The sequence below is a fragment of the Nocardioides convexus genome (assembly GCF_011090295.1).
In genome coordinates this window covers 2,841,660-2,864,321 of record NZ_JAAMYA010000001.1, presented here as the reverse complement: position 1 = coordinate 2,864,321, position 22,662 = coordinate 2,841,660, and the positions used below count along the sequence as shown (strand labels likewise).

Sequence of the window (22,662 nt, the reverse complement as noted above, 5' to 3'; positions counted from 1 at the left end):
ACGTAGGCGCGCAGGGCGTCGATCGTGGGCTGGGCCAGACTTGACCCAAAGACGGACCGCCGCCACGCCCTGCGGCGATCGCAGGAACTTCTGCGCATGCTCGGAGAAGCCTGGCAGGGCAGCGACGACGTCGGTCTTGTCCGTGGCACCGCGGCCGACGTCCTCGATGACCTCGAGTGCCGCGTAGTCGTCGTACAGCCTGGGTGAGCCTTCGGGGGAGGGATCGTCGGCTTCGGCATGTGCGCCTCCTGATGGGCTAGCAAGTCTCGTCCCGTGATCGGCATCCGTCCAGTGCCGGCTGACGAACGATGGCCGGGTTCCGTCGGCTGCTGACGTAAAGATCGTGAGTTATAGCAAGTCAAATAGCAGGTAGGCGCGCCGAGACATTTGCCGGGCGGGCGTCTAGCATTTCAGTTGCTATGACTCCTGCACAGGCCCCGCGCGAGGCTCTCCGTTCGCGATGCGGCGTGGCTTGCCCGGGTCAACGACGACACCGTCCGCACGTGGTTCCTCCACCCTCGCTATCCCGCCGCCCCCGACGGCGAGAAGCGGACGACGACGTCCTGGGACGACCTCGCGACGTACTGCGCACTGTCCAAGCGTGTCGAGCCCTTGCCGGTGGAGGCTCTTGGACATCGACCCGCGAGAGGTCCATCGCCTTCTCCAGCCGGACGCGGGCAGCGCCGGGCCGGAGGCCCCGATCGCCGACCTCGAGGCCCGCCTCGAGCGCGCTCTCCTGCGGGAGGACGGGTTGCGCCGGGCGCTGCGCGAGCAGGCGATCGCGACGGCCTCGAGCCAGGACAGCGCCACCGCGCAGCGCCGAGCGCTGATGGAACTGGTCGAGGTGAGTGAGCAGCAGCGGCGACTCGACGACCGCTGACCGGCCGACCTGGCTCACCAGGGCCCGGCGAGCGCCGAGACCGGGAACCCCGGGCTGCGGTGCCCGTCCCGGCCGGTCATGGTCTGCGCGGCGACCAGTGCGTTGAGCACGCTCTCCTCGCTCGCCTGCACGACGGCCTCGTAGAGCGGGTCGATCGCGCCCCAGGGGAGGAAGTCCATCCGGCTGAGCCGCTCGGGCGCCGGGCCGATGGCGCTGTCGAGGGCGCCGCGGTTGGCGGTGGAGAAGGCCAGGAAGATGTCGCCGGAGAAGTGGCTGCCCGTCGTACCGGTGCGGGCCAGGCCGAGCGGGACGCGGCGGGCCAGAGCCTTGCACTGGCCGGGGAGCAGGGGCGCGTCGGTGGCGACGATGCCGATGCAGGAGCCGGCGCCGGGCGGCGCGAGCCAGTCGGAGTCCTCCATCGGGTTGTCGGCGACGTGCTCGCGGCCGACCTTGCGGCCGGCGACGGTGAGTCTCGCGGCGGGAGCCGAAGTTCGCCTGCAGGAGCACGCCGACGGTGTAGGTGTTGCCACCGACCCGCACCGCGCGCGAGCCTGGTGCCGGTGCCGCCCTTGAAGGCGTAGCAGTTCATCCCGGTGCCTCCGCCGACCGAGCCCTCCTCGAGCGGACCGGAGGTCGCGGCGTCGAGGGCGGCCTCCGCGTGGTGGGGCTGGACGTGGTCGCCGTTGATGTCGTTGAGGTAGCCGTCCCAGGTCTCGCCGACCACCGGCAGGTGCCAGGCGTTCTTGATCGCGGGGTTGGTGCGCAGCGACCAGGCGAGGACGCCGCGGTGGACGGCTCCGACGGCGTGGGTGTTGGTGATCCCGACCGGCAGGGCGAGGCTGCCGGACTCCTCCAGCCAGTGGCTGCCGGTGAGTCTCGCCGTTGCCGTTGAGGGAGTGGAAGCCGGCGGCGCACGAGGTACCGACGCCCTCGCGGCCCAGCGGCAGGATCGCGGTCACACCGGTGCGGACCGGGCCGTGGCCCTCGTCGAGGGCGCCGGAGCCCTCGACGAGGGTGGTGTACCCGACCTCCACGCCCGGTACGTCGGTGATCGCGTTCCACGCGCCGGGCTCACCGTCCAGCGGCAGGCCGTGGTCGCGGGCGCGCTTGCGGAGGGGGTGGTCGAGCGGCATCAGATCTCCTTGACGGTCGCGCCGAGGCCGAGACTCGCCGGGGAGGATCTCCTCGGGAGCCGCGCTCAGCATGGTCCAGCGGTCCGCGCTGCGGGGGCGCAGGTAGGCCAGGTAGTAGAGGAAGCCGACGGCGAGCGCGCCCAGCGCGATCACGATCTGCCAGAGGTTGGCCTTGCCGACCTCGTAGGTCACGTAGGCGAGGGCGATCACGATGATGACCGGCGGGAGCGGGAAGAGCGGCATGCGGTACTCCGCCGCGCCCGTCGCCCCTGTACGACGCCCGACGAGCGCCGAGAGCGCGACGAACACGTAGAGCGCGACGAGGGTGGCCCCGGTGCTGGTGATCAGCGACGCGATCGGCACGAAGGCCGCGAGGGTGGCGGCGACCAGGCCGACGAAGAGGGTCGCGAAGGGCGGGGTCTGCAGGGTCGGGTGCACGTAGCCGAACAGTCGGCTGACCGGGTCGGGGAAGGCGCGGTCCCGGGCGGCGCTGAAGAGGGTGCGCCCGGCCTGCAGGATGATCGCGACGGTCGCGTTGATGATCGCGATGGCGATGGCCAGGCTGACCGCGACGTTGACGCCGTGGGAGCCGCGCGACTCCATGAAGTACTCCATCGGGTTGTCGGCGCCGACCAGCCGGGCCATGTCGGGCGCACCGAGGAGCACGGCGGTCAGCGGCAGGATCTCGGCGGCCACCGTGACGGCGAGGGCGACGAGGACGACCTTGCCCATCACCTTGCGGGCGCCGTGGGTCTCCTCGGCGAAGTAGATCGCGGCGCCGTAGCCGTTGTAGGCGAAGAGCGCGGTGGCCGTCTGGCCGGCGATGAGGCCGAGCCCGACCCCGACGAGGGTGCCGTGGTCGCCGATGGTCTGGGCGTCCCACAGGGTGCTGACCGGGCGGGAGACGTTCGCGAAGCCGAGGGCGCAGACGACCACCACGGCCACCATCTCCAGCGCCAGGAAGACTCCGGTGATCCAGGCGTTGGTGCGGATGTTGAGGACCGCGACGCCCGAGCACACCACGATCACCACGACCCCGACCCACTTCGAGTTCGCGCCGGAGAAGGCGGCGGCGAGGTACTCGCCGGTGCCGAGCGCGATGACGCCGATGATCATCGTCAGGCTGAGCGCGTTCATCAGGAACAGCGAGAAGCCGGCGGCCCGCCCGAGCACCCGGCCGGCGAAGGCGTACTCGCCTCCCGCGATCGGGAACGCCGAGGCGAGTCTCGGCGTAGCACAGCCCCATGCACGCGGCGACGCCCGCGGCGAGCAGGAAGGCGAGGAAGGACGCGCCCCCGACGGCGGCGATCACCGTGGGGATGATGATGAAGACGCTGGAGGCGGGGGTGACCGAGGAGAGCGTGATGAGCACGTTGCCGCGCAGGGTCAGCGAGCGCGAGAGCCTGCTGCTCGTAGTGGGCACTGTGCTCGGTCGGTGCGGCTGAGGACATCGAGGTCTCCTCGGGTCGGCGGTATTCTTCGAAACATTCATCGAACAACCGCCGCGGGTCAATCGTCACAGAGCAATGCCCGCGGTCGAGCGGATGCGTCGGGAGGAGGGCGTGGGTGCCCCGGAAGCGCGACCAGGCGGCTCGCCGGCAGGGGCTGCTCGCCGCGGCCGTCGCGGTCATCAACGTGCGCGGCCCGGCGGGGGTGCGGATGAAGGACGTCGCGCGCGAGGCGGACATGGCCACCGGCTCGGTGTACTACTACTACGACGACGTCGACGAGTCCGCTCCACCACGTGCACCTGCTCGCCTCCGAGCGCTACCTCGACGAGCGCCGTACGGCGACCGCGGCCCTCGACGACCCGCGCGCCCGGCTCTCCACCATGGTCGACCTGGGCCTGCCCCGTCCCGAGGACGAGCCGCTTTCGCTCGCGCTCTACCAGGTGGCGGTCGCGAAGGCCCGGGACCCGCGCCACGCCGCCTTCATGACCGAGCCTGTGCGGCTCGCAGCGCGCGCTCTACGAGGAGATCCTGACCGAGGGCGTGCGGGCCGACGTCTTCCGGCTGACGGCGCCGGCGCGCACGGTCGCGGAGAGCCTGATCGCGCTGGAGGACGGCTTCGGCCTGGGGATCTGCTGCGGCAAGGAGGGCTTCACCTACGCGTTGTGCCGCGAGCAGGCTGATGAGCGCCGCCGCCGGGTGGACCGGCTGTCCCGACCTCTCCGAGGAGCGCTACGCGCCCGCCGCCCGCAGGTGGTGCTCGGTGCCCAGCCACGGCTTGACCCAGGTCATGTCCTCGGGCCGCAGCACCTCCCCGCACGCCGAGCACCGCTCGGCCTCGTGGGTCTCCGCGCCGCACACCGCGTGCACGAGTGCCATGTGCGCCCCGCCGTCGGGCTCGGCCGTGTGCCGCTCGCCCCAGATCGCGAGCCTGGTGGAGCAGGGGGAGCAGGTCGGCGGCGGCCTCGGTGGCGACGTACCGCTGCCGGGTGCGGCCGCCGCGGGTGTAGTCGACGGTGTCCAGCAGCCCCGCCTCGCGCATCGCCCGCAGCCGGCGGGACAGCACGGCCTCGGAGATGCCGAGGTTGTCGCGCAGCCTGCTCGAAGCGGCCGTTGCCGTGCAGCACGTCGCGCACGATCAGCAGGATCCACGGGTCGCCGAGGACGTCGAGCGAGCGGCGGATCGGGCAGTGCTCCGTCGACCAGTCCGAGCGCAGGGGCATGGCTGCTAGCCTACCCGCGTGACTTCGCTCAAGAAAGCCAGCCGGATCCACCCGGCGTGGCCGGTCGCCGCGGTCGCCTTCCTCGCGCTGATCGGGGCGGCCGGCTTCCGCGCGGCGCCGGGGGCGCTGATGGTGCCGCTGCACGACGAGTTCGGGTGGTCGACGAGCATCATGTCGCTGGCGGTGAGCATCAACCTGGTGCTCTTCGGGCTGACCGCGCCCTTCGCCGCGGCCCTGATGGACCGAGCTCGGGGTACGACGCGTCGTGGCCGGCGCGCTCACCCTCGTCGCCGCGGGGGCCGGTGGCAGCGTGTTCATGACCGCCTCCTGGCAGGCTCCTCCTGTGCTGGGGCGTGCTGATCGGGCTCGGGACCGGCTCGATGGCACTGGTCTTCGCGGCGACGATCGCCAACCGGTGGTTCGAGCAGCGTCGCGGCCTGGTGATGGGCGTGCTCACCGCGGGCTCGGCGACCGGGCGAGCTGATCTTCCTGCCGATCGTCGCGAGCCTGGCCGACGGCGCGGGCTGGCGCGCGGCGTCCCTGGTCGTGGCGGGGGCGGCGCTGGCCGTCGTACCGGTGGTGTGGTGGGTGGTCCGCGACCACCCGGAGGAGCGCGGTGCCACGCCGTACGGCGCCGCGGCGGACTGGACCCCACCGCCGCGCCAGCACGGTGGCGCCGCCCGGCGCGCGATCGAGGGGCTGACGTACGCCGCCCGCCGGCGCTCGTTCTGGGCGCTGGCCGTGGCCTTCGCGATCTGCGGTGCGACGACCAACGGCCTGATCGGCATCCACTTCATCCCCTCCGCCCACGACCACGGGATGGCGAGCACCACCGCGGCCGGGCTGCTGGCGGTGGTCGGGATCTTCGACATCGTCGGGACGATCGCCTCGGGCTGGCTGACCGACAAAGCCGACCCGCGCGCCCTGCTGGTGGCCTACTACCTCTTCCGCGGCCTCGGCCTGCTCCTGCTGCCGCAGACTGCTCGCGGCGAGCGTGCACCCGAGCATGGTGCTCTTCATCGTGATCTACGGCCTGGACTGGGTCGCGACCGTGCCGCCGACGGTGGCGCTGTGCCGGGAGGCCTTCGGCGAGCGCGGCACGATCGTGTTCGGCTGGGTCTTCGCCGCGCACCAGATCGGCGCCGCGGTCGCGGCCCTCGGCGCCGGCGTCGTCCGGGACAAGCTTCGGCTCCTACACCTACGCGTGGTGGGCGGGTGCCGCGCTCTGCGCGATCGCTGCGGTGCTCTCGGTGCTGACCGGGACCCGGGACTCAGGGGAGGAGCCGGCGACCCTGCCAGGTGCCGTGCTCCGCTAGCGGCCGGAACCTCATGAAGGCCGACTCGTGGTGGAAGTCGCGCCGCCGCTGCTCGGCCATCGCCACCGCGTGCGCCGGCGCCTCGGCGACCGCGTCGTCGCGCCCGTGCACCATCGAGGTCATCTCGCGCACGGTGCGCCAGATGGAGAACGTCGAGAAGGTGCGCGGCGGCCGCATCGCCGCGGTCGAGAACACCGCCGCCGGGTGGCCGGCGACGAGCCGCTCGACCGGCTTGCCCCAGACTCAGGAAGCGGGGCAGGCTCGGGCAGCCGGAGCCGGGCCAGGGTGACCGCCACGACCGGCTCCTCCGGGTCCCAGTCGCCGGCCCGCTGCGGCAGCGGCGCGAGCGCGGCCACCTCGCCGTAGCGGCGCAGGAACTGCAGGCGCACGTGCCAGCCCTCCGCGAGCCGGCGGCCGAGCGGGTCGCGGTCGAGGTAGCGGTCCAGAGCCGCCTCGTCGTCCCAGGCCGCGAACACCGCGAGCCGGCGCAGGCTGCAGCCGCTCGGGGGACACGGTCGGCGAGCCGAGCCGCATCATCGCCAGGGACTCCGCATGCCGCAGCCCCGGTACGGCGGCCGGCGGGCGCACCAGCGCCCGCGCGGTCACCGTCCGGGGCAGGCTCGGCGAGGTGGAAGGAGTGCAGCACCGCGCCATTGAAACAGGCGATCAGCGGCCCACCGGCACCAGCAAGCTCGTCGGGCAGCGTCCCCGGAGCGACCACCGGCCCGGCCGTCCGTCGGCGCCGCGGCCAGGCCCGCTCGCCGAGCAGGACCAGCACGGCGGGGAGCACGACCAGGCGGATCAGGGTCGCATCGACGAGGATCGCGGCGGCGAGCCCGACCCCCATCATCTTCATCTCGAGCATGGAGAGCGTCGCGAAGATCGCGAACACCGAGACCATCACCGCCGCGGCGCTGGTGATCACGCCCGCGGTGTCGGCGATCCCGCGGTGCACGGCCTGGCGCACGGGCAGGCCGCTGTCGACCAGACTCGCGCACCCGGCTGAGCACGAAGACGTGGTAGTCCATCGACAGCCCGACGAGCACGACCAGCACGAAGACCGGGATCCAGTCGATCACGAAGCCGGGGCTGGTGAAGTCGAGCAGCGACTCCCCGACCCCGTGCTGGAAGACGATCGAGAGGATGCCGAAGGCGACCCCGACCGACGCCAGGTTGAGCACCGTCGAGATCACGCCGAGCAGCACGCTGCGGAAGGCCGCGATCATCATCACCATCGTCAGCAGGAGGACGAAGCCCAGCAGCAGCGGCATCCGCCCGCCCTGCTTGTCGGCGTTGTCGAGCGACTCCGCGGCGCCACCGCCGACCTTCACCTCCGCCCCGCTGCCCGTGAAGACCTCGGGGACCAGGGTGGAGCGCAGCCGCTCGATCGCGGCCGTGGCACGGTCGTCGGACTCGTCGTACGGCATGCCGAGGTCGATCACCGACGTGCGGCCGTCCTCGGAGGTCTGCACGGTGGCACCGGTGGTGGCGAAGTCGGCGGACCTCGCCGCGGCCGCAGCGAGCCGGTCCAGCCCGGCCCGCGCAGCCTGCTCGTCCACGCCGGTCACGACGACCTGGGCCGAGGTGCCCTCGGCGGGGAAGGCCTTCGTCAGCGCGCGGTAGGTCTGCACGACCGGGATGTCGCGCGGCAGCGTCTCGGCGCTGGCCTGGTGGGTCCTCATCGACAGGGCCGGCACGGCGAGCGCCACGATGCCCAGACCGGCGACCACCAACGCCGCCGCGGGGTGCCGTACGACGGGCCCGAGCAGCCGGCCGCTGACGGATCCCGTGCGGGCCCGGGAGGTGAGCCGCCACAGCAGCGGCACGCGCGGCCTGTCGACCCAGCGCCCGAGCTTGACCAGCAGCGCCGGCAGCACGGTGATCGAGCCGAGCACGGCGATGGCCACGACCAGGATCGAGCCGGTCGCCAGCGAGTTGAAGGTGACGTCGGTGAGCACGAAGAGGCCCGCCAGGGCGGCGATCACGGCTCCGCCGGAGACCAGGATGGCGTGCCCGGAGGTCTCCGCGGCGATGGCGACGGCGTCGAGCGTCGTCCGCCCGGCAGCCCGCTCCTGGCGCTCGCGCTTGAGGTAGAACAGCGAGTAGTCGACGCCGACCGCCATCCCGATCAGCACGATCATGCTGGTGACCGTCGACTCGGCCGGGACCAGGTGCGAGATCGGTGCGGAGATGCCGATCGTGGCGACGGTGCTGGTCGCGGCGAGCAGCACCGGCAGGCCGGCGGCGATCAGCGCGCCGAACGCCAGCAGCATGAGCACCAGGGTGATCGGCAGGCTGACCAGGCTCGGCCGAGTGCAGGTCCTCGGCCACCCGGTCGTTGACCGCGTCGTCGATGGTGACGTCGCCGGCCTGGGCGAGCCGGAGCCCGGGATGGGCCTTCTGCACGGCGGCGGTCGCGGCCACCAGCGGCCCGGCGTCGATCTCGTCGGAGGTCAGGCTCCACCGGGACCAGCACGGCACTCCGGTCGGCGCTCGTCACCGGGTCGCCGACGTCCGCCACCCCCTTCAACCCGGTCATCCTGGCCCGCACGTCCGCGGCGGCGGCCCGTGCGTCGGCGGCGTCGAGGGCACCCGAGCGGGCGGTGACCAGGACGTTCTCGGTCGGCGGGCTGTCGAGGCCGGCATCGTCGAGCAGCGTCTCGGCGCGACCGGAGTCGCCGGTGCGGTAGTCGGCGTCGCTGACCTGCTGGGTCGGCACGGCGGCGGCCAGGCCCACCGCGACGACGACGAGCAGCAGCCAGGCGCCGATCGCCCGCCAGGGGTGGGTGGCGCTCCAGCGCGCGGCGCGGGTGGGCAACGCGGAGAGGTGGGACATCGGGGCTCCTGAGGGGTGCGGAAGAGATGCTCCGAGCCTCGCGGCGCGGGCGCCGCCGGTCAGGGGTGGTGCGTCCCGACCGGAGGTGGTGCCTGCACCCCTGCGCGGACCGGGTGAGCACGACAGGATGGATGCGTGAACAGGTCGTCCGAGCCCGAGGTCCCGCCGCGTGCCGGACGGTGGGAGGCGACCGGGTACGCCGCTCTCCGGTGCTCCTCCTCGTCCCGCTCGTGGTGGTCCTCGTGCTCACCCTGGTCAGCGCCGTGCTCGTCGTGGTGTGGGTCGGCGTGCTCCTGCTCGCCGGCCTCCTGCCCGTGCTGCGGGTGCTCGTCGGCTGGCACCGCACGATGGCCGGCCGGGTCCTCGGCGCACCGGTCACGGCGTCGTACCTGCCGCTGCGGGGTGGCCCGCTCGCCGGCCTCCAGGTCCGCGCCGTGGACCCGATGACCTGGCGCGACCTGCTCTGGGTGCTGTGGGCGGTCACCGCCGGCTTCGCGGTCTCGTTGCTGACGCTGGTGCTGCTGCTGGCCGTGGTCACCTGGCCCCTGTGGTGGTACGGCGCCGGCCCGCTCCTGCGCGCCCGGGCGTGGGTCGACCGCGCCCTGCTCACGATCGGACGCACCGAGCACCTGGAGCGCCGGGTCGAGGCCTTGACCGTGTCGCGTGCGGTCGTCGTCGACCACTCCGCCGCGGAGCCTGCGCCGCATCGAGCGCGACCTCCACGACGGCCCGCAGGCCCGCCTGGCGGCGGTGTCGCTGAGCCTGGGCCTGGCCGACGACCTCTTCGAGACCGATCCGGACGCCGCCCGGCGGCTGGTCAACGACGCCCGCTCGACCTCCTCGACCGCGCTCGGCGAGCCTGCGCGACGTGGTCCGCGGGATCCATCCCCCGGTGCTGGCCGACCGCGGGCTCACCGGCGCGGTGTCCGCGCTGGCGCTGGACATGGTGCTGCCGGTGGAGTCTCGCGCTCGACGTACCCGAACGGCTGCCGGCGCCCGTCGAGTCGGCGGTCTACTTCACCGTCGCCGAGTGCCTCGCCAACGCCGCCAAGCACGCGGAGGCGGACCAGACCTGGATCAGCCTGCGGCACGCCGACGGCGTGCTGCGCGGCGAGGTCGGCGACGACGGCCGCGGTGGTGCCGACCCGGCCTCCGGCTCCGGTCTCCAGGGCGTCGCCGCACGCCTGGCCGCCTTCGACGGCACGATGTCCGTGTCGAGCCCGCCCGGTGGCCCGACCGTCGTGGTCTGGGAGGTCCCGTGCGCATCGTCCTCGCCGAAGACCACGCGCTCCTGAGGGCCGGGCTCATCCAGGCTCCTGGAGGCCAAGGGCTTCGAGGTGCTGCACGCCGTCGACAACCTGCCGGCGCTGGAGCGCGCCCTGGCGGACCCCGCGGCGGACGCGGCGGTGGTCGACGTGCGGATGCCGCCGTCGTTCACCGACGAGGGCCTGCGGGCCGCGATCGCCGCCCGGGCCCGGCGTCCCGGCTTCCCCCGTCCTGGTCCTGTCCCAGTACGTCGAGCAGGCTCTACGCCCGCGAGTCTGCTGGCCAGCGGCGAGGGCGCCGTGGGCTACCTGCTCAAGGACCGGGTCTCCGACGTCGCGGAGTTCGTCGACGCCGTGCGCAGGGTCGCCGACGGCGCGACGGTGCTCGACCCCTCCGTGGTCGCCGCGGTGCTCGAGCGGCGCCGGGACTCGCCCCTCGAGCGGCTCACCGACCGCGAGCGCGAGGTGCTGGCACTGATGGCCGAGGGCCGCGCCAACGCCGGCATCGCGCAGGCCCTCGTGGTCAGCGAGAAGGCCGTCGCCAAGCACATCAACGGCATCTTCGCGAAGGCTCGACCTGCCCGCCGACACCGACGACCACCGCCGGGTACGGGCGGTGCTGGCCTGGTTGCGGGTGTAGCGGAGACCTAGCGGGCGAGCTCGTCGATGAGCCTCCGGGCCGCCTCCGGGCTGACCGGCAGGCTCTCGCTCCACGCCCGGCACCGGCCCTGGCTGGGCGAGAGCCTGCAGCCGCCGGTCGAGGTCCGTGACCACTTGGGCCAGCCGCCGGTGCAGGTCCGGCGAGCGTCGTACCAGGCCCACGAGGCGGCACGCGTTCAGGCTCCGCCACCTGCGCGCACTCGGGCAGGCGCTGGCGGAGCAGGTCGGCGGCGGTCGCCTTGCGCAGCGCCTTCTCCATCCGGGAGAAGCCGGCGGCGAGGTCGTCGCGCACCCGCGGCAGGTCGATCACGACCAGCGTGTGGCTGTGAGCGATGTCGGCGTCCACCAGCCACCCGTCGCCGGCCGCGCGGTAGAGCGCCGCCACCTGCGACTGCACGTGCTGGATGCTCGGCAGGCCGGTGAGCGGGTCCGCGCAGTCGAGGCTGTTGTAGCGCTGCTGCGTCGCCTCCGCCCAGCCCAGGGACACCTGCCGCGACAGCACCGGGTCGGCGGGCTCGCCGCTGACCGCCCGGCAGGTGTCGTCGAGACTCGGCGAGGCAGACGTCGAGGCCCTCCCCGTCGTCGGCGTACGACGCACCGAGGGCCCGGCCCGCCTCCTCCAGGTCACCGTGGTGGATCAGCGCGTCGGCGAGGTCGCGCGCCCGGTGCGGGACCAGCGCGGTCGGCCGCGCGCCGCGTCGTACCGGCCGGAACAGCGACATCAGGCCACCGCCGCCGCCACACCGACGCCCAGCGAACTCGGCGATCGCCTCGGCGCAGCGCAGGCCGGCGGTGCCGTCGCCGAAGGGGTTCGGGATCCGGGCCATGGAGCGGTAGGCGACCGGGTCGTGCAGCAGGCGCAGCGCCTCGGTGACGAGCAGGTCGGGGTCGGTCCCGACCAGCCGTGCGGTCCCGGCCTCGACGGCCTCGGGCCGCTCGGTGCTCTCGCGGACGACCAGGATCGGCTTGTCGAGGCTGGGTGCCTCCTCCTGGATGCCGCCGGAGTCGGTGACCAGCAGGTCGGCCGCGGACAGCAGCGAGACGAACTGCGGGTAGGCCATCGGCGCGCAGACGGTGATGTCGGGGCAGCGGTCGACGACGTCGCCGAGGCTGGCGCGGACCTGCGGGTTGGGGTGCAGCGGCAGCACGACCTTCAGACCGGGGGAGCGGCTGGTCAGGCTCCTCCAGCGCCTCCGCGACCCGGCGCAGCGGGGCGCCGTGCGACTCGCGGCGGTGCAGGGTGGCCACCACCAGCCGTTCGGCGGAGTCGATCGTGGCCCGCACGGTGGGGTCCTCGATCGGGTGCGCCCGCTCGCTGGTCTCGAGCAGGGCGTCGATGACGGTGTTGCCGGTGACGACGATCGCCTCGTCGCGGACCCCCTCGGCGAGCAGGTTGGTCCGCGAGAGCGCGGTGGGCGCGAGGTGCAGGTCGGCCATCACCCCGGTGAGCCGGCGGTTGAGGCTCCTCCGGGAACGGCGAGAGCAGGTCGTGGGTGCGCAGGCCGGCCTCGAGGTGCACGACGGGCACGCCGGCGTACCGGGCCGCGAGGGCGCCGGCCATCGACGTCGTGGTGTCGCCGTGGACGACCACCGCCGCCGGCCGCAGGCTCCTCCAGGCTGGGCGGTCAGCGCGGTGAGCACCCGGCTGGTGAGGCCGGGCAGGCCCTGTCCCTCGGTCATCACGGCGAGGTCCACGTCGGGCTCCATGCCGAACCACGCGTGCAGGCTCGCGGAGCAGGTCGCGGTGCTGCCCGGTCGAGATCAGCACCGGGCGCAGCCGCGGATGGGCCTGGAGGGCGCGCCACAGCGGGGCGACCTTCACCGCCTCGGGGCGGGTGCCGTAGACGATCGCCACGGGATGGCGGGTGGGCGCGTGCTGCAACGGTTCCTCCGGGGGCTCGGGTGGTGGGCGGCCTCCCTCCAGCCGCCCACCACGTCTCCGACACCGTTGGTGCCGGTTCCTTACGCGCCTGCGCGGGCGAGTGTTGCCGGATCCGGTTGCAGTCCGTGCGAGAAAAACCGGAATCGCGTAAGGAAATGCCTCCTGGGCCGTCTAGGTGGTGTCGGCTTCGCCGAATCGGTCCACGCGCGCCGAAGCGTGGACGCGAAGAACCACCAGCAGTACCGGGGACCAACAGTGGAGCAACGAGACCGAGTGACGGCGCTGCCGCCACGGCGGGAGCCTGCGCCCGCGCCGGACGGGAGCGCCCGTCATCGCGCCGGATCGCTCCGCCGCGCGCCCGCCGAGCGCCGTCGTCTCCGTGTGCTCGTCACCGCCGAGCCTGGTGCTGACGGCCAGCGTGCTGACCCTTCTCTACCTCGGTTGGTACCTCGTGGTCGACGACCGGATCGCCGCCCACCGGCAGACCTCCGCGGCGACCGAGCTCGAGCAGCGGTGGGACGACGCCGCGACGCCCGCGCCGGAGCCGAGCGCGCCGCGCACCGGTGAGGCGTTCGCGACGATCCGGGTGCCCCGCTTCGGGACGCAGTGGCGCCGCGAGGTCGTCGAGGGGACCGGTCTGGACGAGCCTGGCCCGCGGGGTCGGTCACTACCTCGGGACCGCGCTGCCGGGCCAGGTCGGCAACTTCTCCGTCGCCGGGCACCGGCTCACCCACGGCAGTGCCTTCACCGACATCGACCGGTTGCGCACGGGCGACGTGGTCGGCGTACGGACGGCGGGCTCGTGGTTCGTCTACCGCGTCACCGCCCACGAGATCGTCGAGCCGGGCGCACTGGACGTGATCGCCCCGGTCCCCGACACTCCGGGCGCCACGCCGAGCCGAGCGCTGATGACGCTCACCTCCTGCCACCCGCTCTACGGCAGCAGCCAGCGCTACGTCGTGCACGCCGAGCCTGGTGCGCAGCCAGCCCGCCGCGGACGGCCTGCCCGATGAGCCTGCGCCAGGTGGTGGGCTGATGTACGCCTGGCTCTGGCGCCACCTCCCCGGTGGCCGGCGCGCCCGTCTCGCCCAGGCTCGTGGCGGCCGCCGTCCTCCTCCTCCTCGTGTGCTTCGTGTGGGTCTTCCCCGCGATCAGACTCGCTCTCGGACCGTCAAGGCGCGACCGTCGGGTCCGCGCCCTCCTCCACCGAAGGAACAGGCTCCGTGACCGCACAGATGGTCGACCCCCTGCAGGACGGCGATCCCGTCCTGCTCAGCCGGGTCCGCGCCGGTGATCCCGACGCCTATGCCCAGGCTCTTCGAGCGCCACCGCGGCGCCGCCACCGCCTTCGCCGGCAGCCTCGCCGGCCACAGCCACGCCGACGACCTCGTCGCCGAGGCCTTCGCCAAGGTGCTCGACGCCCTGCAGCGCGACCTCGGCCCGACGGTGTCCTTCCGCTCCTACCTGCTCACCTCGATCCGCAGCATCTGGAGCAACACGGTCCGCACCGAGCGGCGCTACGACCTCGTCGAGGACTACGACGCCCTGCCGCCGACCGAGGCGCTGAGCCTGAGCGACGACCCGGACCAGCGTTTCGACAACCAGGCCGTCGCCGAGGCCTACCGCAGCCTGCCCGAGCGCTGGCAGGCCGTGCTCTGGTACACCGCCGTCGAGGGCCTCCCGCACCAGGAGGTGGCCCTGCACCTGGGCATCAAGGCCAACGCCGTCGCCGCGCTGAGCTTCCGCGCCCGCGAGGGACTGCGCCAGGCCTACCTCTCCGCGCACCTCGGCGCCGCGTCCGAACCGGCCTGCCGGACCTGGGCGCCGCTGCTCCCGGCGTACGCCCGCGGCGCGCTCGACCGCCGCAAGAAGCCCGGCCTGATCGCCCACCTCGACGGCTGCCTCGACTGCACGCTGGCGCTGGCCGACCTCGGCGAGGTCAACGACCGCCTCGGTGCGCTGCTCGTCCCGATCGTGCTCGGCCCCGGCGTCCTGGGCCTGTACGGGCTGGGGACCTCCGGTGCCGCCACGACGGCCGCGGCTCCCGGGCACGGTTTCCTCTCGGCCGCGAAGACCGGCATCGCCGCGACCGTCGCCGCCGGTGTGGTGGGCGGCGCCATCGCGCTGCCGATGGTGCTGACCGGAGCCGGGCAGCACTCGCCGGACCGGGCCGTGGCCACCACCGCGCACGTGGTCGACCCGGTCCCGACCGACCTGGTGCCCGCGCGGCGCACGGTCCTGCCGCCCCGGCCGGACACCGTCGTCCCGCCGGCCACGCGGACCACGCGGAGCGTGCCGGTCACCCCGGTCACCCCGGTCACCCCGGCCGCCTCGGTCCCGCCGGCCGTCCCGGCGGCGGAGAAGCCGACCTCACGGCCGACGCCGGAGCTCGTCGTACCCACGAAGCCCACGAAGCCCGTCCTGCCGTCGCCGGCCCCGGTGACACCCACCGCGCCGACCACGCCCACGTCGCCGACGACACCGACCACGCCGACCACGCCGACCACCCCGCCGGGCATCTCGCCCGACGTCGCCGTCGGGCAGCCCTCGACCGGCGTCACCAGCGTGCTCGGCCAGGCGCTGACCCGGATCACCGTGCCACTCCTCAACGTGCGCACCGGCACGGAGGTGAGGGTCGTGGTCACCGATGTCGTCGGGTTCCCGATCAAGGCTCGCCAGCGACGGCTGGCAGTGCCCGGGGGCCGTCGGCGGACTGCCCGGCGAGGTGATCCGGCCCGAGGCGTCGATCAGCCTGCCGGTGGAACGGTCCCGACACCGCCGTCACCCAGGCTCAGCGTCGGCGTGCTCACCTCGGGCGCCTCGCAGGCCACCGTCACGGTCGCCCAGGTCGCCGGCGTGGTGGACCCCGATCCGGCCAACAACGTCGCGACGGTGACGATCGCCCGATGAGCACCCTCGCGGACGAGGCGGTCGCGCGGGACGTCCTCGACGGCGTCGACCGCTCGGACGCCCTGCTGCTGGACCAGCCGCACATCCTGGTGTGCACCGACCACGGGACCGGCGTGACGACGTACACCGGCCCCTTCCCGACCGGGTACGACGCGCTGGCCGCCCTCGACGAGCACGAGGCCGGCCAGCAGCCCGTCCCCGGCGGGCAGTCGGTCGTCTGCGCGCTCGCCCCGCTGCTTTCCCGCGGCTGCGACGAGACCTGAGCAGAAAACTTCGCCGACTCGCGTAAGCAACGGCGCCCTGTGTTGTCAGGAGAGTGACAGCACGAGAGCAGCGCGAAGCGAGGGACGATGTACAACGGCGGTACGACGGTCACCGGGGCCACCGGAGGCGTCCTCGCGGCGACCGGCTTCGAGGGCGTCGGATTCCTGCTCCTGGCCCTCGCCGGCGCGATGGCCGGCCTGCTCCTGCTGCGCTACGCGGCGATCGACCTGAACCAGCGGACCCGCTGACGTGGCGCGAGGCAAGCGCGCGGCCGAGCGGCCGCGCCGGTTCGCACGCCGTCACCTGGTCGCGCTCGCCCTGGTGGCGCTCGCGGTGCTGCTGTTCGTCGTCGCCCGCGAGGTCCGCATCGGCGAGGCGTGGGTGCAGACCCGGCTGCTGGAGCCTGGGCGGCATCGACGCCCAGCAGATCGGCACCGCGGTGCTCGTGCGGATCGACGGCCACCTGGCGGGCGTGAGCCTCGCCGCGGGCTGCAGCATCGGCCCGCTGCTGGCGATCCTGACCCTCTGCTGCGCGCCCTTCGTCTGGTACCGCTCGATGCCGGTCAGCCGCGTCGCGGTCTCCGTCGCCCAGCTTCGCCGCCGTGCTGGTGCTCGCCAACGAGATCCGGATCGCCGCGATCATCCTCTCGATGCGTGAGTGGGGCTTCGAGCGCGGCTACGACTTCTCGCACGTCTTCCTCGGCAGCGCGATCACCACCGTCGGCTTCGTGCTCGGTGCCGTGCTCTTCGTCCGGCTCTTCGTCTCCCGACCGAAGGACGCCCTGCGGTGATCCTCGGCTCCGCCGCGGTCGACCTGGCCGCGCTCGTCCTCTGCGTGCTCTTCCTGGCCTACGTCCTCGCGATCCTGGTGCCCTTCCTGCGCCGGCGCCCGGAGCCGGCCGGCGACGCGCGCGACCTCGACGTGCACCTGATCCTGCCCTGCCTCGACGAGGAGGTGGTGATCGCGCGCACCGTCGCCCGGCTGCGCCACGACCACCCGACGGCCCACCTGTGGTGCGTCGACGACGACTCCGCCGACGCGACCGGCACGATCCTCGCCGGGCTCGCCGCGGCCGACGACCACGTGCACCTGGTCAGCCGGCGCGCGCCGGAGGCCCGTCAGGGCAAGGGTGCGGCGCTCAACGCCGCCTGGCGGCTGATCAAGGCCTGGCTCGCGACCCACGACCCGTCGTACGACGCGGCGAAGGTCGTCATCGGCGTGGTCGACGCCGACGGCCGGCTGGCCCCTGACGCGCTCGACGTGATCGCCGGTCCCGGTGGCTTCGGCGACCCGCGGGTGGGCGCCGTCCAGGTCCAGGTGCGGATGATGAACCGCGGTCTCGCCGGTCGTCCCGACGCCGGCGACCCGGCCGCGGAGACCCGGCTGGGCCGACTGCTGGTGACCTTGCAGGACCTGGAGTTCCGCACCGTGATCGCGGCGATGCAGCACCTGCGGCACCGGATCGGCTCGGCGGGGATGGGTGGGAACGGCCAGTTCACCCGGCTCGTCGTCCTCGACGCGATCGCCGCGGAGAACGACACACCCTGGCACGGTGCCCTCCTCGAGGACTTCGAGACTCGGCCTGCACGTGCTGCTCGCGGGCTGGGACAACCGCTACTGCGACGACACCTGGGTCGCCCAGGAGGGCCTGCCGCAGGTGCGCCCGCTCATCCGCCAGCGGGCACGGTGGGCGCAGGGCGGCATGCAGTGCGCGAAGTACTTCCGGCGGGTGCTGCTCAGCAAGCAGATCTCGACGCCCTCGGCGGTGGAGATCTCCTACTTCCTGATGATCCCGTGGACCCAGCTGATCGGGACCGTCGTCTACACGGCCTCGACCGGGATCCTCGCCTACTGGGCGCTGATCCACCCGACCGGCGTGACGGGCTGGTTCCTGGAGGGTGCCTGGGGCCTGATCCCGCTGGTGGCGGCCTTCGGCATCGGCCCGCTCGTGGTGTGGGGCCTGGTCTACCGGCTGCGCTGCGAGCCGACCCTGTCGCGCCGTGCCGCCGTCGGCCTCGGCCTCGCCTACTGGGGCTACACCTACCTGATGCTCGCCTCCGTGTGGACCGGGTTCTACCGGGTCCTGCGGTCCCAGCACGGCTGGGCCAAGACCAGCCGCGTGCTCGCTCCCAGCACCCCGGCCGTCGTACCCGACGGCTCCTCGATGTCCGGCGCCAGCAGGGCTCCGGCGATCCAGTGAAGGAAACCAACATGTCCCGTGTCCCCGGACTCCGCGGCCTCACCCATGGGTTGCGGATCGTCTCGGCCGCTGCGGCGCTGACGTTGCTGTCGGCCGGAGCGGCCCAGGCCGCGACCGTCAGCCAGGCCGAGGCGTCGGCGATCCAGATCGCCGCGCTGACGGTGCCGCTCATCCCGGACTCGAACGCCGCCAACGACGGCTCGACCCCGAAGGTGACCAGGCTCCCTCGACGGCCTGATCCCACTGTTCCCCGGCGTCACGCTGACCAACACCGGTCTCTACGACCAGACGGCCGTTGCCCGTGACAACGGCACCTCGGCCGCGTGCGCCGGCATCGTCGGCAACGGTGGGACCCTGTCGGTCGGCGACGACGGCAAGTGCGTCGCGTCCACCTCCGGCCCGGCGCTGGTCAACCTGCCGAGCTTCGCGGTGGCGGGCACCGGGTTCCGGTTCCGGCTCGAGGCCAGCCTCGCTCTACTCGTACTGCACCGCCGGCCCGGCCGACGGCACCACGGGGTTCTCCGCGGGCTCGACCCTGGCGAACGTCACGCTCGTCGCGCAGACGGTGATCCTCGGCATCCCCGGCCCCGAGGTGCGGATCCCGGTCAACGCCGACGGCTCGTTCTCGATCCCGGCGCCGTTCTCCTCGGTGATCAGCCTCGACGTCAACAAGGTCGACACCACCGGCCCGCAGACCTCGGCCACCGCGCTGCACATCGGGATGGGCCCGAACAGGCTCCGTCGCCTCGATCGACATCGGCAAGACGGTCTGCGGCGACAACGCCCGGACCGCCGACGTCCCCGGCCTGCCGCTGACCCCGGCCGGCCTCGCGACCGCCTCGGCCACCGCCGCGGTCCTGGGCGGCTCGGTGTACGCCGGTCGCAAGGCTGCGCAAGGGCTCGGCCACCGCCGCCTGAGTGCACACCCAGCGCCCCGGGTGTCCTGACGTCCTCAGGGCACCCGGGGTCCGGACATACTCGGGGACATGAACCCGGTCGACATCGCCGAGCCGCTCCGCTCGCGCTGGAGCCCCAGCGTCTTCGACGCCGAGCACGAGTCTCTCCGCCGCCGAGATCACCCGCCTCCTGGAGGCCGCGCAGTGGGCCCCGAGCTCGGGCAACCGCCAGCCGTGGCGCTACGTGGTCGCCCCCCCGCGGGAGCGCGGCGCACCAGGTGCTCGTGCCGCACCTGAGTCGTGGCAACTCCGGCTGGGTGCCGCGCGCCTCGGTCGTCTTCCTCTCCGTGGCCGTGGTCGGCCAGGACGGCAACGAGCCTGAGCGACCTCCTCGTGCCGCTGCACGACGTCGGCCAGGCCTCCGCGCACCTCACCCTCCAGGCGCGTGCGATGGGCCTGCACGCCCACCAGTTCGGGGGCTTCGACCACGACGCGGTCGCCGCCGGTCTCGGCGTCCCGGCCGACGCCCGCCTGGTCGCGGGCATCGCCGTCGGCGTGCGCGGCAACCCCGAGGAGGTGCCGGAGCGCGACGCCGAGCGGGAGCACCGGGTCCGCTCCCGCCGCCCGCTCCCCGAGACGGCGTACGACGAGCAGTGGGGGCACGCCTGGCCGGGTCTCGACCCGTCCGGGCCCGAGACGGCATGACCTCGGAGGTCATCGTCAGCAGCACCTGCGCCGGGTGAGGCTTCGGGCAACCGATCCCCAGCCCTCCCAGGAGGAGACATGACCACTCTCGCCACCACCTCGGCCCCCGCGACCCGGCTCCGTCTCTGGTTCGGCGCCGACGCCGTCATCACCGGCGCGAACGCGCTGGTCTACCTCGTCGCCGCCGGACCGCTCGCGGACCTGCTCGGCGGGGACGCGGCGACCTACCGCGTGCTCGGTGCCTTCCTCGCCGTCTACGCCGCCGGCGTCGCGCTCTACGCCCGCGGCGCGCTCGGTCCGGCGGGTGGCTGGACCATCGTCGGCGCCAACGCGGTCTGGGTCGCGGCGTCCCTCGACGTCGCCGTCACGGGCGCCCTCGACCTGGGCACCGCCGGACGCGTCTGGGCGGTCGCGCAGGCGCTGGTCGTGGCCGGTTCGCGCTGCTCCAGGCGCGCGGGCTGCGGCGCCGGTGACACACTGGACGTCATGACCAGCCTCAGCGACTTCTCCGCCACCGGCATCGACGGGCAGCAGGTCGACCTGTCGTCGTACGACGGCTCGGTGGTCCTCGTCGTCAACACCGCCTCCAAGTGCGGGTTCACGCCGCAGTACCAGGGGCTCCAGGAGCTCTACGACAAGTACGGCGACCGCGGGTTCACCGTGCTCGGCTTCCCCTGCGACCAGTTCGGTCACCAGGAGCCGGGCGACGAGGACGAGATCGCCACCTTCTGCGAGCGCAACTTCGGCGTCGACTTCCCGCTGTTCTCGAAGATCGACGTCAACGGCGACGACACCCACCCGCTCTACGAGTGGCTCAAGAAGGAGCAGGGCGGCCTGCTCGGCGGCAAGATCAAGTGGAACTTCACCAAGTTCCTGGTGGGCCGTGACGGCCAGGTCATCGACCGCTTCGCCCCCACGACCAAGCCCGAGAAGCTCACCACCGACATCGAGAAGGCCCTCGGTTGAGTTGGGGGTTCCCACCCGCGAGTTGGGGGTTCCCACCCGTGAGTTGGGAGTTGTCCGCCTCCTGAACCAACCGTCCCCCGGCGCGGCCCGAAGGCCACGACCGGGGGACGGTCATGTCAGGTGGGAAGTCCCAAGTCGACGGTGGGAAGTCCCAAGTCGACCTCAGACGCCCGCGAGCTCGCGGTCCTGGTCGAGGTCGTCGTCCAGGTCGCCCCGGGCACCGGGGGCCCGGCGCTCGAGGGACTCGCCCTCGACGTCGACGTTCGGCAGGACCCGGTCCAGCCACTTCGGCAGCCACCAGGCCTTCTCGCCCAGCAGGTAGAGCGTGGCCGGGATGAGCACCAGGCGGACGATGAAGGCGTCGAACACGATCGCCGAGGCGAGCGCGAAGCCCATCGACTGCACGATCGGCTCGCTCTGCAGCATGAAGGCCGCGAAGACCGCGATCATGATCGTCGCCGCCGCGGTGACCACGCGGGCGCTGTTGCGGAAGCCGTCGACGACCGCCTCCCGGGTGCTCATGCCGTGCACGTGCGCCTCGCGCATCCGGGTCACCAGGAACACCTGGTAGTCCATCGCCAGGCCGAACACCAGGCCGATCAGGAAGATCGGCATGAAGCTCACGATCGGCTGCGGCTCGAAGAGACCGAAGGTGCCGTTCTGGAAGATCGCGACCGTGGCGCCCAGGGTGGCGAGCACCGAGAGCAGGAAGCCGAGGGTCGCGGTCAGCGGGACCAGGATCGAGCGGAACACCAGCATCAGCAGCAGGAACGCCAGGCCGATGACGATCGCCAGGTAGATCGGCAGGGCCGAGCCTGAGGCGGTCGGAGATGTCGGTCGTGATGGCGGTCAGGCCGGTGATCCCGATGGTCGCGCCGGTGTCGGACTCGATGCCCGCCTGGCCGTCGCGCAGTGCGAGCAGCAGGTCCTGGGTGGCGGTCTCGTCCGGGCCGGACGACGGCGTCACCTGGATCAGCGCGCCGGTGCCCTCGGGGTTGGGCTGCACGAGCCTGGGCGTTCTTCACGTCGTCCAGGCCACCGGCCCACGCGGTCACGTCGGCGAACGCTTTGCCACGGTCGGCCTCGGCCACCTTGCGGGCATCCACGACGACCAGCAGCGGGCCCTCGCGGCCGGCGCCGAAGTGCTCGGTCATCAGGTCCGAGGCCTTGCGCTGGGTGGTGTCGCTCGCGGCGGTGCTGTCCGTCGGGAACGCCAGGTGCAGGTCCTTGAGCGGCAGGGCCAGGGCGCCGAGGGCGACGACCACGACCGCGGTGAAGGCGAGCGGGTACCTGCCCACGGTGCGGGCCCAGCGCACGCCGTTGTTGAGGACGCGGCCCTCGTCGTCGCGCTTCGGCTCGTAGCGACGTACCCGGCCGGCGAACGCCTTGCCCTTGAGCATGCCGAGGATCGCGGGCAGCAGCGTCAGCGCCACCAGTACGGCGACGAGCACCGTCGCCGCGGCGGCGAGACCCATCGCGGTGAGGAACGGGATGTTGACCACCGACAGCGCGGACAGCGCGATGAGCACGGTCAGGCCGGCGAAGACGACGGCCGACCCGGCGGTGCCGACGGCGAGGCCGATGGCGTGCTCGCGGTCGTCGGTGTGGTGCAGGCTCGTTGCGGTAGCGGGCCAGGATGAACAGCGCGTAGTCGATGCCGACCGCGAGCCCGACCATCGAGGCGAGCATGGTGGTGGAGGAGTTGAGGTCCATCACGGCGGTCATCGCCGTGACGCCGGACAGGCCGATGCCGACACCGAGGACGGCGGTGACCAGCGGCATGCCGGCGGCGACCAGGGTGCCGAAGGTGAGCACCAGCACGATCAGGGCGACGGCGATGCCGATCGCCTCGGAGGTCATGCCCATCTCCGGCTGGGTCTGCGAGCCGGGACCGTTGAACTCAGCGACCAGCCCGGCGTCCTGCGCCTTGCCGATCGCCTTCTCCAGCGCCTCGATGCTGCCCTGCTTCACGTCTGCGGGCTTCTTGACGTCCCAGGAGAAGCTCATCAGGCCGAAGCGGCCGTCGTCGGCGACCGGAGAGGTCGCGGCCGCGTCGGCGCGCGCCTGGGCGACGTCG

27 protein-coding genes and 4 pseudogenes are annotated in these 22,662 nt (G+C 73.1%); 18 read left to right on the top strand and 13 right to left on the bottom strand.

What is annotated here, in order from left to right:
- Positions 1-481 precede the first annotated feature (481 nt).
- From G5V59_RS21550 to G5V59_RS21540, 3 genes are read right to left on the bottom strand one after another with little or no spacing between them, the layout of a single operon-like run.
- On the bottom strand, positions 482-898 hold the full coding sequence (locus tag G5V59_RS21550; RefSeq protein WP_278257823.1) for a hypothetical protein: 417 nt from the start codon (positions 896-898) through the stop codon (positions 482-484).
- Positions 895-3,186 (bottom strand): amino acid permease, encoded by a 2,292-nt coding sequence (locus G5V59_RS21545; RefSeq protein ID WP_341350998.1) that lies wholly within the window; start codon positions 3,184-3,186, stop codon positions 895-897. The genes G5V59_RS21550 and G5V59_RS21545 overlap by 4 nt, the downstream gene beginning before the upstream one ends.
- Positions 3,150-3,464: a hypothetical protein gene (locus G5V59_RS21540; RefSeq protein WP_278257822.1), complete on the bottom strand. Its 315-nt coding sequence runs from the start codon at positions 3,462-3,464 to the stop codon at positions 3,150-3,152. Before G5V59_RS21540 ends, G5V59_RS21545 begins: the two co-directional genes overlap by 37 nt.
- Positions 3,465-3,579: 115 nt before the next feature.
- On the opposite strand from G5V59_RS21540, the gene G5V59_RS21535 reads away from it, so the two are divergent.
- Both G5V59_RS21535 and G5V59_RS21530 read left to right on the top strand, forming a co-directional pair.
- The gene (locus G5V59_RS21535; RefSeq protein WP_278257821.1) at positions 3,580-3,996 is read left to right on the top strand and encodes a helix-turn-helix domain-containing protein; all 417 of its coding nucleotides are present in this window, start codon (positions 3,580-3,582) and stop codon (positions 3,994-3,996) included.
- Positions 3,947-4,144 (top strand): hypothetical protein, encoded by a 198-nt coding sequence (locus tag G5V59_RS21530; protein ID WP_278257820.1) that lies wholly within the window; start codon positions 3,947-3,949, stop codon positions 4,142-4,144. Before G5V59_RS21535 ends, G5V59_RS21530 begins: the two co-directional genes overlap by 50 nt.
- A gap of 105 nt (positions 4,145-4,249) precedes the next feature.
- Here G5V59_RS21530 and G5V59_RS21525 read toward each other — a convergent pair whose 3' ends face one another.
- Positions 4,250-4,684 (bottom strand): hypothetical protein, encoded by a 435-nt coding sequence (locus tag G5V59_RS21525; protein WP_278257819.1) that lies wholly within the window; start codon positions 4,682-4,684, stop codon positions 4,250-4,252.
- A gap of 18 nt (positions 4,685-4,702) precedes the next feature.
- On the opposite strand from G5V59_RS21525, the gene G5V59_RS21520 reads away from it, so the two are divergent.
- The 4 genes and pseudogenes from G5V59_RS21520 (at position 4,703) to G5V59_RS21505 (ending at position 6,289) form a co-directional block, all read left to right on the top strand.
- Complete coding sequence (locus G5V59_RS21520) at positions 4,703-5,044, top strand: hypothetical protein (RefSeq protein WP_278257818.1); 342 nt, start codon at positions 4,703-4,705, stop codon at positions 5,042-5,044.
- A gap of 120 nt (positions 5,045-5,164) precedes the next feature.
- Positions 5,165-5,599: pseudogene (locus G5V59_RS21515) on the top strand (MFS transporter); the annotation flags it as partial.
- A gap of 79 nt (positions 5,600-5,678) precedes the next feature.
- Positions 5,679-6,017: a hypothetical protein gene (locus G5V59_RS21510; RefSeq protein WP_278260330.1), complete on the top strand. Its 339-nt coding sequence runs from the start codon at positions 5,679-5,681 to the stop codon at positions 6,015-6,017.
- Positions 6,014-6,289, top strand: a complete 276-nt coding sequence (locus G5V59_RS21505; protein WP_278260329.1) for a hypothetical protein — start codon at positions 6,014-6,016, stop codon at positions 6,287-6,289. The genes G5V59_RS21510 and G5V59_RS21505 overlap by 4 nt, the downstream gene beginning before the upstream one ends.
- Here the strand turns inward: G5V59_RS21505 and G5V59_RS21500 are convergent.
- From G5V59_RS21500 to G5V59_RS21485, 4 genes and pseudogenes are all read right to left on the bottom strand, one after another.
- Positions 6,244-6,606 carry a hypothetical protein gene (locus tag G5V59_RS21500; protein ID WP_278260328.1) on the bottom strand — a complete coding sequence of 121 codons (363 nt, stop codon included), beginning with the start codon at positions 6,604-6,606 and terminating at the stop codon, positions 6,244-6,246. The genes G5V59_RS21505 and G5V59_RS21500 overlap by 46 nt on opposite strands.
- A gap of 181 nt (positions 6,607-6,787) precedes the next feature.
- Positions 6,788-6,925, bottom strand: a pseudogene (locus G5V59_RS21495) (hypothetical protein); the annotation flags it as partial.
- 115 nt (positions 6,926-7,040) lie between these two features.
- A pseudogene (locus G5V59_RS21490) lies at positions 7,041-8,273 on the bottom strand (MMPL family transporter); the annotation flags it as partial.
- Complete coding sequence (locus G5V59_RS21485) at positions 8,249-8,836, bottom strand: hypothetical protein (protein ID WP_278257817.1); 588 nt, start codon at positions 8,834-8,836, stop codon at positions 8,249-8,251. The gene G5V59_RS21485 and the pseudogene G5V59_RS21490, both read right to left, overlap by 25 nt.
- 131 nt (positions 8,837-8,967) lie before the next feature.
- On the opposite strand from G5V59_RS21485, the gene G5V59_RS21480 reads away from it, so the two are divergent.
- Both G5V59_RS21480 and G5V59_RS21475 read left to right on the top strand, forming a co-directional pair.
- Positions 8,968-10,131 (top strand): sensor domain-containing protein, encoded by a 1,164-nt coding sequence (locus tag G5V59_RS21480; RefSeq protein ID WP_278257816.1) that lies wholly within the window; start codon positions 8,968-8,970, stop codon positions 10,129-10,131.
- Positions 10,132-10,173: 42 nt separating this feature from the next.
- Entirely contained in the window at positions 10,174-10,752 is a 579-nt protein-coding gene (locus G5V59_RS21475; protein WP_278257815.1) for a LuxR C-terminal-related transcriptional regulator, read from the top strand.
- 185 nt (positions 10,753-10,937) lie between these two features.
- Here the strand turns inward: G5V59_RS21475 and G5V59_RS21470 are convergent, their stop codons facing one another.
- Both G5V59_RS21470 and G5V59_RS21465 read right to left on the bottom strand, forming a co-directional pair.
- Entirely contained in the window at positions 10,938-11,909 is a 972-nt protein-coding gene (locus G5V59_RS21470; protein ID WP_278257814.1) for a UDP-N-acetylglucosamine 2-epimerase, read from the bottom strand.
- Positions 11,910-11,935: 26 nt separating this feature from the next.
- Positions 11,936-12,616 (bottom strand): UDP-N-acetylglucosamine 2-epimerase, encoded by a 681-nt coding sequence (locus G5V59_RS21465; RefSeq protein ID WP_278257813.1) that lies wholly within the window; start codon positions 12,614-12,616, stop codon positions 11,936-11,938.
- Positions 12,617-13,061: 445 nt separating this feature from the next.
- Here G5V59_RS21465 and G5V59_RS21460 point away from each other — a divergent pair, with 445 nt between their 5' ends.
- From G5V59_RS21460 to G5V59_RS21415, 10 genes are all read left to right on the top strand, one after another.
- Entirely contained in the window at positions 13,062-13,679 is a 618-nt protein-coding gene (locus tag G5V59_RS21460) for a hypothetical protein (RefSeq protein WP_278257812.1), read from the top strand.
- Positions 13,680-13,933: 254 nt separating this feature from the next.
- Entirely contained in the window at positions 13,934-15,553 is a 1,620-nt protein-coding gene (locus G5V59_RS21455; RefSeq protein ID WP_278257811.1) for a sigma-70 family RNA polymerase sigma factor, read from the top strand.
- Positions 15,550-15,816, top strand: coding sequence for a hypothetical protein (locus G5V59_RS21450; RefSeq protein ID WP_278257810.1), 267 nt, complete (start codon positions 15,550-15,552; stop codon positions 15,814-15,816). Before G5V59_RS21455 ends, G5V59_RS21450 begins: the two co-directional genes overlap by 4 nt.
- 53 nt (positions 15,817-15,869) lie before the next feature.
- Positions 15,870-16,475: a hypothetical protein gene (locus G5V59_RS21445; protein ID WP_278257809.1), complete on the top strand. Its 606-nt coding sequence runs from the start codon at positions 15,870-15,872 to the stop codon at positions 16,473-16,475.
- Positions 16,468-16,608, top strand: a complete 141-nt coding sequence (locus tag G5V59_RS21440) for a hypothetical protein (protein ID WP_278257808.1) — start codon at positions 16,468-16,470, stop codon at positions 16,606-16,608. Before G5V59_RS21445 ends, G5V59_RS21440 begins: the two co-directional genes overlap by 8 nt.
- Positions 16,605-18,323, top strand: a complete 1,719-nt coding sequence (locus G5V59_RS21435; protein ID WP_278257807.1) for a glycosyltransferase — start codon at positions 16,605-16,607, stop codon at positions 18,321-18,323. Before G5V59_RS21440 ends, G5V59_RS21435 begins: the two co-directional genes overlap by 4 nt.
- 124 nt (positions 18,324-18,447) lie before the next feature.
- Positions 18,448-18,834: a hypothetical protein gene (locus tag G5V59_RS21430; RefSeq protein WP_278257806.1), complete on the top strand. Its 387-nt coding sequence runs from the start codon at positions 18,448-18,450 to the stop codon at positions 18,832-18,834.
- 258 nt (positions 18,835-19,092) lie between these two features.
- A complete protein-coding gene (locus tag G5V59_RS21425; protein WP_341351278.1) occupies positions 19,093-19,296 on the top strand; it encodes a nitroreductase family protein in 204 nt (67 codons plus the stop codon).
- A 68-nt stretch (positions 19,297-19,364) separates the two neighbouring features.
- Positions 19,365-19,619 (top strand): hypothetical protein, encoded by a 255-nt coding sequence (locus G5V59_RS21420; RefSeq protein ID WP_341351277.1) that lies wholly within the window; start codon positions 19,365-19,367, stop codon positions 19,617-19,619.
- Positions 19,620-20,105: 486 nt separating this feature from the next.
- A complete protein-coding gene (locus G5V59_RS21415) occupies positions 20,106-20,585 on the top strand; it encodes a glutathione peroxidase (RefSeq protein WP_278259980.1) in 480 nt (159 codons plus the stop codon).
- 162 nt (positions 20,586-20,747) lie between these two features.
- Here the strand turns inward: G5V59_RS21415 and G5V59_RS21410 are convergent, their stop codons facing one another.
- The 3 genes and pseudogenes from G5V59_RS21410 to G5V59_RS21400 form a co-directional block, all read right to left on the bottom strand.
- Positions 20,748-21,344 (bottom strand): MMPL family transporter, encoded by a 597-nt coding sequence (locus G5V59_RS21410; protein WP_278257804.1) that lies wholly within the window; start codon positions 21,342-21,344, stop codon positions 20,748-20,750.
- On the bottom strand, positions 21,344-21,610 hold the full coding sequence (locus G5V59_RS21405; RefSeq protein ID WP_278257803.1) for a hypothetical protein: 267 nt from the start codon (positions 21,608-21,610) through the stop codon (positions 21,344-21,346). The genes G5V59_RS21410 and G5V59_RS21405 overlap by 1 nt, the downstream gene beginning before the upstream one ends.
- Positions 21,558-22,631: pseudogene (locus tag G5V59_RS21400) on the bottom strand (MMPL family transporter); the annotation flags it as partial. The pseudogene G5V59_RS21400 and the gene G5V59_RS21405, both read right to left, overlap by 53 nt.
- Between the last annotated feature and the right edge of the window lie 31 nt (positions 22,632-22,662).

Excerpts from the sequence above, each read along its gene's own strand:
- G5V59_RS21540 (WP_278257822.1), bottom strand. The coding sequence starts at position 3,464 with ATGTCCTCAGCCGCACCGACCGAGCACAGTGCCCACTACGAGCAGCAG.
- G5V59_RS21530 (WP_278257820.1), top strand. The coding sequence starts at position 3,947 with ATGACCGAGCCTGTGCGGCTCGCAGCGCGCGCTCTACGAGGAGATCCT.
- G5V59_RS21525 (WP_278257819.1), bottom strand. The coding sequence starts at position 4,684 with ATGCCCCTGCGCTCGGACTGGTCGACGGAGCACTGCCCGATCCGCCGC.
- G5V59_RS21505 (WP_278260329.1), top strand. The coding sequence starts at position 6,014 with ATGAAGGCCGACTCGTGGTGGAAGTCGCGCCGCCGCTGCTCGGCCATC.
- G5V59_RS21485 (WP_278257817.1), bottom strand. The coding sequence starts at position 8,836 with ATGTCCCACCTCTCCGCGTTGCCCACCCGCGCCGCGCGCTGGAGCGCC.
- G5V59_RS21480 (WP_278257816.1), top strand. The coding sequence starts at position 8,968 with ATGCGTGAACAGGTCGTCCGAGCCCGAGGTCCCGCCGCGTGCCGGACG.
- G5V59_RS21450 (WP_278257810.1), top strand. The coding sequence starts at position 15,550 with ATGAGCACCCTCGCGGACGAGGCGGTCGCGCGGGACGTCCTCGACGGC.
- G5V59_RS21440 (WP_278257808.1), top strand. The coding sequence starts at position 16,468 with ATGCGTGAGTGGGGCTTCGAGCGCGGCTACGACTTCTCGCACGTCTTC.
- G5V59_RS21420 (WP_341351277.1), top strand. The coding sequence starts at position 19,365 with ATGGGCCTGCACGCCCACCAGTTCGGGGGCTTCGACCACGACGCGGTC.
- G5V59_RS21415 (WP_278259980.1), top strand. The coding sequence starts at position 20,106 with ATGACCAGCCTCAGCGACTTCTCCGCCACCGGCATCGACGGGCAGCAG.
- G5V59_RS21410 (WP_278257804.1), bottom strand. The coding sequence starts at position 21,344 with ATGCTGGTGTTCCGCTCGATCCTGGTCCCGCTGACCGCGACCCTCGGC.